We start from the raw sequence: 2,194 nt of genomic DNA, 5'->3' as shown, positions 1-2,194 counted from the left end.
CCCCCCCCCCCGCCGGCGCCGCTGCCACCGCCGTTGCCGCCCAGCCCGCCGGTGCCGCCGGCACCGCCGCCACCGCCCCCACCGGAGCGGCCGACGTTAACGGAGTCGCCAGAGGCGTTCTGCCCCCCAAATCCACCATTGCCACCCTTGCCGCCACTGCCACCCTGACCACCGATGGTGCCGCCGGCGCCCGCTGCTCCGCCGTTGCCGCCCAGCCCGCCGGTGCCACCGGTGCCGCCGTTGGCGCTGATAGTGCCGCCGGTGCCGGTATTGATGCCGCCCGAACCGCCGCCGCCGCCGGTCCCGCCGATGCCACCTTGGCCACCAGCACCACCGCCGAACCCGCCGATCCCCGCTCCGCCCGTGCCACCCGTGCCGCCGGTGCCACCGCTGCCGCCCTGGCTACCCGCGGTCGGGGTGGTAGTGCTGTTCGTGCCGGTTGCACCGGTAGCCCCCAGCCCGCCGTTGCCGCCCGTCCCGCCGGTGCCGCCGGTGCCGGTGCCGCCGACCGCCCCGCCGTCGACAAGCGTGCCTGCTGCGCCTGCGGTGCCGCCGGTGCCGCCTTGGCCGCCTTGGGCGCCCATGCCGCCTCCGGTTGCGCCGGTGGCGGTGGTGCCGGTGTTGGTGCCGCCGTTTCCGCCGCCGCCGCCTTGGCCGCCGTTGCCCCCGGTGCCGGCCTGCCCGCCGCCGACGCCGTTGATGCCGGAACCCGCAGTGCCGCCGGTGCCGCCGGTGCCGCCCTGACCGCCCTGGAAGCCGTTCCCAGGCGCCATGCTGCTGGCACCGGACGCCCCGGCAGCCCCCATCCCGCCATTGCCACCGACGCCGCCGGTACCTCCGGTGCCGGTGTCACCCGCCGCCCCGCCGTCCACACCGATTCCGCCCGCACCTGCGGTGCCCCCGGTGCCGCCTTGGCCGCCGGAACCTCCCATGCCGCCCCCGCCGGCTCCGGTCGTAACGGTGGCGGTGTTTGCTCCACCATCCCCTCCGGCTCCGCCATTGCCGCCCATACCGCCCTTGCCGCCCGCACCGCCACCGGTCCCGCCGATCCCGGCTCCGCCGTTACCGCCTTGACCGCCCGCGCCGCCATGCAAGCCTTGACTGCCGTTGGCGGGGGCGGGACCAGATGAACCGAACGTCCCGGTATCGCCTTGCCCGCCGGTACCGCCGATGCCCCCGACGCCGCCGGCGCCTGCCCCGCCGGCGTGTCCGGTGCTGCCGAGATAGCCCCCGGCTCCGCCGGCTCCTCCGGCACCCGCGGCACCGCCGTTGCCGCCGGTGCCACCATTGCCGCCGTCCACCTGATATCCCAGCCCGGTACCGCCAACTCCGCCCTGGCCGCCCTGCCCGCCGGTCCCGCCAACCCCGCCGGCCCCACCGGAACTCATCAGCCCGTAACTGGCGCCGCCGTCACCACCCACCCCACCAGCACCACCGGCAAAGCCCGTACCGCCTAGTCCGCCTAACGGCCCGCCTCCGTCCGCACCGGTTGCGCCGATATCCCCAGCGCCGCCGGACCCGCCGGCCCCGCCAGCGCCGGCGCCGCCGCCGAACAGTGCCCGGCCGGCACCGCCGACGCCACCCGTTCCGCCGACACCACCGATGCCGCCGCTTCCGGCACCTCCGGCGCCTCCGGCGCCACCGGCCCCGCCGAATCCGCCCAGCCACCCACCGGCACCGCCAGCCCCTCCGGTGCCTCCCGTAGCCCCAGCCGCGCCGACGCCACCAGCGCCGCCGACCCCGCCATTGCCGAACAAACCCGCATCACCGCCACGTCCACCGCTGCCGCTGGCCGCACCGGATCCGCCCGCCCCACCGTTGCCCCACAACAGTCCGCCGGGTCCGCCCGCTTGCCCAGTGCCCGCAGCGCCGTTGGCGCCGTCGCCGATCAGCGGACGCCCAATCAAGGTGTTGGTGGGCGCATTGATCAGGCCCAACACACCCTGCTCGAGGTTCTGCAACGACAACACGCCGGCTGACTCCGCCGACGCATACGCGTCACCAGCGGCACCCAACGCGGTCAGGAACTGATCATGAAACGCCGCGGCGCGCATACTCAGCGCTTGATACTCCTGACCGAAACTGCCGAACAACTGCGTCACCGCGGCCGACACCTCATCACCAGCCAGCGGCATCAGTCCGGTCGTCAACGGAGCCGCCGCCGCACTCGCCGCCCTCAGCACCTCCCCGATCC

1 protein-coding gene is annotated in these 2,194 nt (G+C 75.7%); it reads right to left on the bottom strand.

Annotation, left to right across the window (positions count from 1 at the left end; translation table 11 throughout):
- A partial coding sequence (locus A9X01_RS31920; protein WP_436405291.1) for a PE family protein occupies positions 1 to 2,192 on the bottom strand: 2,192 nt, incomplete at its 3' end.
- Between the last annotated feature and the right edge of the window lie 2 nt (positions 2,193 to 2,194).

This window comes from Mycobacterium asiaticum (assembly GCF_001668675.1).
Lineage (GTDB): Bacteria > Actinomycetota > Actinomycetes > Mycobacteriales > Mycobacteriaceae > Mycobacterium > Mycobacterium asiaticum_D.
Note: the sequence above shows the minus strand (reverse complement) of the source record. Positions and strands in the feature narration are given on the sequence as shown.